Source organism: Gottfriedia sp. NPDC057948 (assembly GCF_042887255.1).
Taxonomy (GTDB): domain Bacteria; phylum Bacillota; class Bacilli; order Bacillales; family Bacillaceae_G; genus Gottfriedia.
This window is the reverse complement of sequence record NZ_JBHVPN010000002.1, coordinates 456,049-464,438: the sequence shown is the minus strand read 5'-3', so window position 1 is coordinate 464,438 and position 8,390 is coordinate 456,049. Positions and strand designations below refer to the sequence as shown.

The 8,390-nt window shown below is 39.2% G+C and carries 1 protein-coding gene; it reads right to left on the bottom strand.

Features of this window, described 5'->3' with window-relative positions; all coding sequences use genetic code 11:
• Positions 1 to 7,796, bottom strand: a 7,796-nt coding sequence (locus ACFVRR_RS06110; RefSeq protein ID WP_387325852.1) for a S8 family serine peptidase, incomplete at its 3' end; no start/stop codon positions are given.
• Positions 7,797 to 8,390: the final 594 nt, after the last annotated feature.

The following is an 8,390-nucleotide window of genomic DNA, read 5'->3' as shown; positions in this document are numbered from 1 at the left end:
TTATACCAACCAATAAATGTATAACCTGTTTTTGTTGGGAAAGATGGCATTGCAATTGTAGTGTTATAGTTTGCTGTAAGATCAGCTACTGTACTACCACCTTGGCTATCAAATTTAACAGAATACTTATTTATGCTCCATTTCGCATATAAAACTGTATCTTCTGTTACTATATCAGTTGCAAAATTCCAAGCAGTTTGTCCTGCTGAATCTTTATACCAGCCAACAAATGTATAACCAGTTCTTGTTGGAGTTGTTGGTGCTGTAATTGTTGTTTTATATTCTGCCGCCTTGCTTTCAACTAAGCTACCATCTTGTTTATCAAAAATAACGTTAAACTTATGAAGTGACCATTTTCCATAAATTGTTTTTGCAGAGTAAATAGAATTTGTGAAATCCCAAGGGATTGTGCAATCTTCATCTGCGAACCATTTTAAATCGTATCCGTATACGGTTGGTTCTGTAATACGACGTACGACGATTTGGTCTTTTACCTCAAATGGCGCTTTTTCACCTTTTAGAACATAGTGAATGATGTTTCCGTTTACGATTTTTTGCGTCACTGTCACATCTGCATATTCTTTTGCACTAATACTGATGATAAAGTCACCTGTTTTTTTGAATACACTCTGATCAATTGTCAGTGTGCCATTTGTTGCATCGATTTTGTAGTTTGTTGCATCAATAGATGAGCCAGCCACTTTGATATTCGTAATTGCATTTGCCCAATCTCTGTCGCTAAATTCGAGTGTCATCTCATTGCCTAACGCATTATCAGTTGTATCTGCTGTTACGATTGATGTTGCTAAGGCATATTTTGCATACAGTTTAATTGGTTTTGTGACAATGCTTGTGAAATCAAACGGCGTTGTTAACGCTTCGTCACTGTACCATCCCATAAATTTATAACCAACTTTTGTTGGGTCAGTTGGCATTGTAACACGTGAGTCAACGATTTGTGGTTCGATTGCATCGCCTCCGTTTGTTTCAAAAGTGACTGTGTAACCAATGACTTGGTCTGTAACAGTCGCATCCAAATACCCTTCTGACGAAATGGTAACATTGACTTTTTGACCTGCTGTAAATAATGATTTATCAAGTGTAATTGAACCTTTGTGTGTTATTGAATCATACGTTAGTTTATAATCAGTACCCGCATTTAGTACTTTTGAACCAATGCTGACTTTCTTGATATTATTTCGCCACGTTCCGTCATCTGTAAAGGCGATCGTAATATCACTTCCAACAATATTTCCAACCACATCTTTTGTGACTTGAGGTGGTGTTTTCATCCAAGCGATGTAGTACGTTTCATTGTTTTTCAATACCTTACCAGTTCCTGTTGAAATAGGTACATCTTGTCCGCTTGTTCCGGCCGCATCATAATAAAGGGTTGGCATCATAGAAAGATTGCCATTTTTTACTTTTGTTGCTGCTGTAGTCATATCAATACCAAATGCTTTTCCGTTGACTAGTTTGTCACTGAAGAATACATCACCTGGTGAATTTAATGTGCCTCCATTTAAATCAATGTGTCGGCGATAACCCAGCTTCACACTTGGAATTTGAACGGTTTCTCCTGTTGTTGCCGTTAGTGTTAGTTGATAGCCAGTTGAACTTGGCGCTTGACTAAATGCAAATTTTTCACTTGGATGAGCAGTCGCATAAGCCTCTGTCGCCGTTGTGAACTTTAACGTACCACTACCGTCACCATTATCAACTAAATTATACGTACTTGGATCTAATGTATACGTACTGTCTGTTGTTTCAAACGTACCATCTGCTTTCATTTTTCTGTACGTTGCGTCAATTTTTGCGATATCGTTCTTTGTCTTTAACCATGGTGTGTTCGTTGTATAGTCTGGGATTTTAATCGTAACAGGACCTTCACCCAGTACAGTACCACCTAAATTATCACCATCTGGTTTCGACACATCAACAGGTGAATAGTTTTGCGTGTAATTCACTTGCCATTTTGCCGCAACCTTTATATCTGAAGCATAGTTATTATATTCAACCCAAGGAGTCGTTAATGCACCCGTCACTGGATCGACATTATACCAACCAACAAAATTATAACCAGGTTTGCTAGAAAGTGGCGTACTTCGATTTGCAGAGATACTATTGAAAATAAACTGTCCTCCATTATATCGAGAATTGCTTGGTTTAAATCCGAATGAAATTGGATTTATCGCGCTTCCACCTTTTGAGTCAAAGGTAATGCCATATCCAATTGGTTGAGCCGCACTCGTGCCATCTGCACCAATCGTTACTGTCGGGTAAATGGTTCCATCTAAACCGATTGAGTTGATCTCGAATTTATACAATTGAGGTAAATAGTTCGTTCCTCCTGGATTAATCGCTGCATTATACGACGTATTGACATTCGGATCAATTTTTGCATTTGTTTTAAATAAATCGGCTTTAAATGTAATTTTTCCTGTTTGTGAAATATCGTAATACAGATTACCATTTCCATCTTTTAGATTCGTAATATCCAAACCTGTTGTAAAATTCGCTGTTTTTACAACGATTTTATTGATGCCATTTCGCCAATTTGCGTCATCAGCAAATGTATAGTTAAACGTGATATCGTTTCCGATATGCGCTTTTGCTGGATCAGTGACCATTGGAATGGTAGGCGTTGCAATTGGCACTGATGCAATTGTAAAGCTATTCGTGACTGGTTGATAGCCTGCAGCCGTGATACGAACCGTGTACGTACCAGTCGTTTTAAATAATGAACCGTGTAATGTTAGTGTAGCTGGTACATATACGATCCCTTGTGTCGGGTCATTCTTGACGTAGCCGGATGTAATCGATACTGCTGGAACGGTTGTATTTGGTACAACTGCATTCGTTACGTCAGTGAAATTACCGCCTAGACCTAATTCAACCTTTGTAATCGCTTTTCGCCATATAACATCATCTAACATGACATTGCTCGTTGGGATTAACGAAACAGTTGAACCATTTTTCAAGTCTTGGAAAGTTGGTAATTGCGTGACGGATGTTTTTTGCGTCGGACCTGCAAAATTTAGTATTGCCATTACTTCGCCTAGACCATTACCAGTAGATAAGGTATAGGTTTTAACTTTCGAATCATAAGAAGAAGCAGTATAAGTTCCTCTATTTGATGTAATAGATAGATTTTCTGTCAAAGTAAGTTGTGGTTCTGGGACTACCTTACCTGCAGCAATCGCACTTTGATTTTTCTGACCAAAATTTTTAAAGATATAGTAAAAATCATTGTAATCAATATTACTGAAAGAGTAGCTGCCAAACGAATTCAGTCCTGAGAAAGCCCAGCTAATGTCATTATTTCGATGAGCAGTAGAATTTGTAAAGAATTCCGCTTTTTCCTTAGAAGGTGCTGAAACACCTTTTAGAAAATCGAAATCAGCATATGCTTGGATTTCTGAAACTAAATCCTTCATATCAATCACATTATCGCCATTTACATCTCCACCAAGTAAAAGTGGTGTGTTCATTGATGCGAAATTAAAGTATGAGCCTGATTGATAACCAAATTTGTTGTAACCAATGACTGGCGTTGTTTGATAGCCTTTGAAATGACCTGGCATATACGTTTCAATTGAATATGGTTTGTCGCTTGCTTTCATTATAATCGAATACGTGCCTGTCGATTGATTTTGGTATTGAATGGTGTTTGCGTTGCTTGTGTTATCCGTTACATACGTATTGCCATCGGCATCTTTTGCCGTCACGAACGCGCCTGTATCCTTCGTAATATTCGCAAAAAATCCACTTAGACTGTTTGCTTGGAAGCTTTCTGCAAACAGAGGACCCGTCACTTGTGAGTTCGGTTGTTTGACAAGTGGCATATTCGTTAAGAAAGCCGGAACGACTGTGTCTTTTCCAACCAATGTTAAGCTCGATTTTTCGACAGCGAAACTTTCGTCAATTGGGCCAACATATGCATTTTCATCTTTGTAAGTCAAATCTGCTTCTAAAATCTTCATGTCTTGCGTGTCTTTCGTCAGTGCGCCTGCTTCAGAAACGCCAGAAATGGTCACATCGATTGAATTTCTGCCTGTGTGTTTATCTAAATAAAGTTGACCAACTGTTAGTGTAGGTGTAATATCTTTACTTCTTAAATAGTTACTATATTCGTCTGAAAGCTTAATGTTCGAATACTCAAGTGTAGGGTCCGCTTCAATTGTAAAGGTACCGCCAGTCATTCCGATTCCATTTTTCGTCGCTAGTGATACTTTAAATGGTTTTTTCGGTTCAACAACCACATTCCCTTTGCTTTCTAGTGCTGGGTCTACACCTCCAGAAGTTGTGACGGTTACATACGGCGAACCTTTTTTGATGAAGTAATACTTTTTCTTCGTTGTATACCAGTCGCCTGCTCCAGCATAGTCAGAAGGATAGATGACAAATTTCATTCCACTTGCTTTAATGTCATCAGGTTCTAAGCCGAAATCGAAACGACCATTTCCATCGGTTTTGAATATTTTCGTGACAAATGGACCATCTTGATAACCAAACACTGTGTTCTGCCCTTGATTGACAGGTGCAGGCTTAAGCGTATCGTAATCTTTTAACGTCGTTTCGCCATTATTTTTCATGACATCAATATTCGAGTCATAAACGGTACCATAAAACTTCTTCACCTCTTGTCCTGGATTGTATCCAGTTGGGTCGATTTCATAAATACCCGGCTGCGAATCACTATCCATCGTTAAGGTAGGTGCTTTGTAGTCGACATAAAGTGTGTCTTCTTTTGTGAACTTTTTCCCATCCTTGTCAGTTGCGATCATCTCAACCGAATAGGCACCTTCTTTTAGCACCGCAGGCGTTTTCCCGATTCCAGCTTGATCAAGTGAGCCATTATATGGTTTTGTAAATGGTAAATAGAGTCCATTAACAAGCATTGGTATAGGACCATAAATGACCCCAGGAACAGTCCCACTGATATTGCTAAGATTATTTACGACTCCGATATAGTTTCCATCTTTATCTTTCAATAGAACATAGGCACTATCCATTGAACTGTTAACAGAAAACTTATATCCTGAACCAGGTTGTCCCCCATTTGGGTTATAGTTTCCTGTATAACGCTCTGTCAGTGTCATCGCTTTGACGTCTACACTAAAATCAATTCCTTTTTCAGCAACAGTGATGGTAAACGGCATGCGGTATGATTCGTTGGCATCATTTGCATTCACAACCGTTACATATCCTTCATACGTACCGTCTAGTGCATTTGCTGGCACGGTAATCGTCGCTTTTGCTTTTACAGAACTGCTTCCGTCCACACTTAAAGACGTTACAGTTGACTCGCCGGTTGAAAAGTCGATTTTCACATTATTTCCGGTACCTTGTCCAACTGGATTTGAACCCGCAAATTTTGTTGTGATGAAGGTTGAACTTAGTTTGAACGTTTTACTTGTTGAACCTTGGTTTGTAATCGTGAAGTCTTTTGATTTGACAACATCATCCGAGCCAGGTTTCGCTCCTTCTCCGCGTCCATTAAAACCAAACGAGAAGCTACCTGTCGTGTTATCGATTGGTGTATACTGATCTTGCCCATCGATATTTGTAATGCTTGTCGCTTTGTCTAATACTTGAATTTTGACGTTTGAGTGAACCGCTCGAACTGGATCCACACGCCCTGCACCTATTTGGTACACACTGTATGTTTTTGAATCGGTACTCACGTCTTTTGCTGTATTCATTAATGCCGTTTTGACATCGGCTGGTGTGTAATCCGGATGTGCAGCTAACACAAGTGCTGAAATCCCTGTTACGTGAGGCGCAGCCATTGATGTACCTGACAATGATTGATAGGCATATTTATAATCTTTATCACTATTTGGTTCCCACACATCGTATGGTTGCGTTGAGAAAATGTCAACACCTGGTGCGATGACGTCTGGTTTGATGCTCCAATCTTTTACTGGTCCTGTTGAACTGAACGATGCCAATTGATCAGCCGGTTTGTTGAGTGGGGCATCGAGCGTCATTGGGAACGTAATTTTTGCGTTCCCGGGATCGGCTTTGATTGCGTTAGCGAGTGATTCACCTTGTGCTTGTGTAATCGAAACTGCATATACATTGTCAGCGCTAATCCCTAAAAAGTTTGGATTATACCCTTGAGTTTCTTCATCCGCTTGGTTATCCCAAATGATCATCCCTTTTGCTCCAGAATCTTTCGCATTGGCCATTTTTTGAGTTAAAGTATCGCCTCCGCGTTTCACAAGGGCGATTTTTCCACTCATGTCTCTTCCTGCATAATCATCTTTACTTCCTAATCCAACATCGACGATTGGAATCGACAATCCTTTGAACGCATCATCAGCGTCTGCGAAATGTTTCCCGAATAATCGCGCTTGATAAGGCGTATTACCGAATTTTAAGGTTTGCACAGGAATTTGTTCTGGAACGGTACTTGCACCAACCGTAATGGCAAGTGGTGAAGTTCCTGGTGAACCAAGTGTCGCGACGCCTGGTCCTGCATTTCCTGCAGAAACTGAACAAACAACACCTTGTAAGGTTGCGTTGTTGATCGCGATACTCGTTGGATAAAATGGGTCATTAATATTCGCACCGAGCGATAGATTCACGACATCCATTTTATCTTTTACTGCTTGGTCGATTCCGCTTAGTACAGAGTAACCAGAGCCATGTCCACCAGGCCCAAGTACGCGGTATCCGTGAAGTTCAACATCTGATGCAACACCATTCGCTGAAAAAACGTTATTATTCGTTGTCGTACTTGCTGCAATCGTACCTGATACGTGTGTACCGTGCTCCGTAATATAATCTTTGTAATTAGAAGATACACTTCCAGGTGAATCTTCTCTTGCGGCCTCCCAATCCGGATAGATCGTTTCCATCGGGTCATGATCATCTACTGGGATCACGTTTCCAACTTCATCAACTTGTGAATTAACAAAGTCATGTCCTTCGTATAAATGACCGTCCGCATCGTGAGTTACTTTATATAAATCAGGATGGTTGTAATCAATCCCTGTATCAAGTACCCCAACTTTCACTCGTTGACCTTGTCTTGAACCTGACAGGAATTTCCCTGTGTTCCCTTCTGCGTGTAGTTTATCAACACCCAATAATGAAAGTCCTGCAGTTGGTTTTCCGGTTGCTGTCGCTTCAGTAGCTGTCTGTGTTTCGCCAGATGAAGGCGTTCCTTCTTCTACTTCGTATTGAACCACTGACCAGACAGATGCAACATCCGCCTGGCTGGCAATCGCTTCAACCATACTCGGTGGTACCGATAGTGCTACCCCGTTAAATGCATCCGTGTATTCTCTTGTGATGTGGATATCTGAAGGAACTTCTTTTCCACCAGTGATTTGCTTACCCGGTTGCGTCGTGATAAACACTTTAAATTTCGCATGTGCATCCGCAACTTTTTGTTTTGCCCCTGCGTAATCAGTAGCAAATGTTTGCGTACTTGCGCTTCCTTTTTCAAGTGATTGCTTAATGATTTGAATCTTTGCTGGATCCACTTTAAATTGAACGATTACGTCAATATTTTTTCCGCTTTTTAAATCTTTCTGATCGACGTGGATTTTTTGTGTGTTATCCGCACCAGTCAGCTTATTTATGCTCGCTTTTTGTTCTGGTGTTAATCCAGCCAAAATGCGGTTCACTTCATCTGCTGTAAATTTCCCATCAGATGAGCTTTTCTGATCGACATTCGACTCTGCATGTGCAAGAATGGCACTTTGTGGTAAGACCATATTCAGCAACATCGCGCTACTTAACGCAACAGCCGATATTGTTCGTTTCTTTTGTCTCTTTTTCATGTTACTCCCCCACTATTAGTCGTCCTGATAATTATTTAATATAATATTTAAAAATATTAAATAATTATATTCTGTGACTTAATAATACTTTAAAAAGTAATGAAGCTACATTGGGGGAATTTGCAGAAAATTGTAGTTAAACGACGAACAAAAACATTAGTATTGAAATAAAAATTATCATATTTTATCATTTTTCCTACGAAACTAGTCTTTTTACCCCGTTTTTTCAACCTAAAAGACCTAAAAATTCAGTTATATTGACTTTTTGGTAAATTAATACCAAAATAGTCAATTTTGGGGGAATTCTCACTTTTTTATTAAAATCTTGATTATGTATTTCTATATTCCATTATTTTCATTAATAAAATTTACTTTTTATTATTGATTTTTCGACATTTTTTCAATCTACGTAAATGGAAAATGAATTTCATGCTAGGTGATTTAATCTAATTCAATAAAAACGGAAGGAGTTTAAAAAAATAAAAACCTCTTAAAATCCAGGTATATCCGTGTTACTGTTGTATCCATGTTCGAAATACAGAATGCTCTACTCCGATAGGTTTCGAATGTTCCTTTGCTCTTCATCCCCTTCTA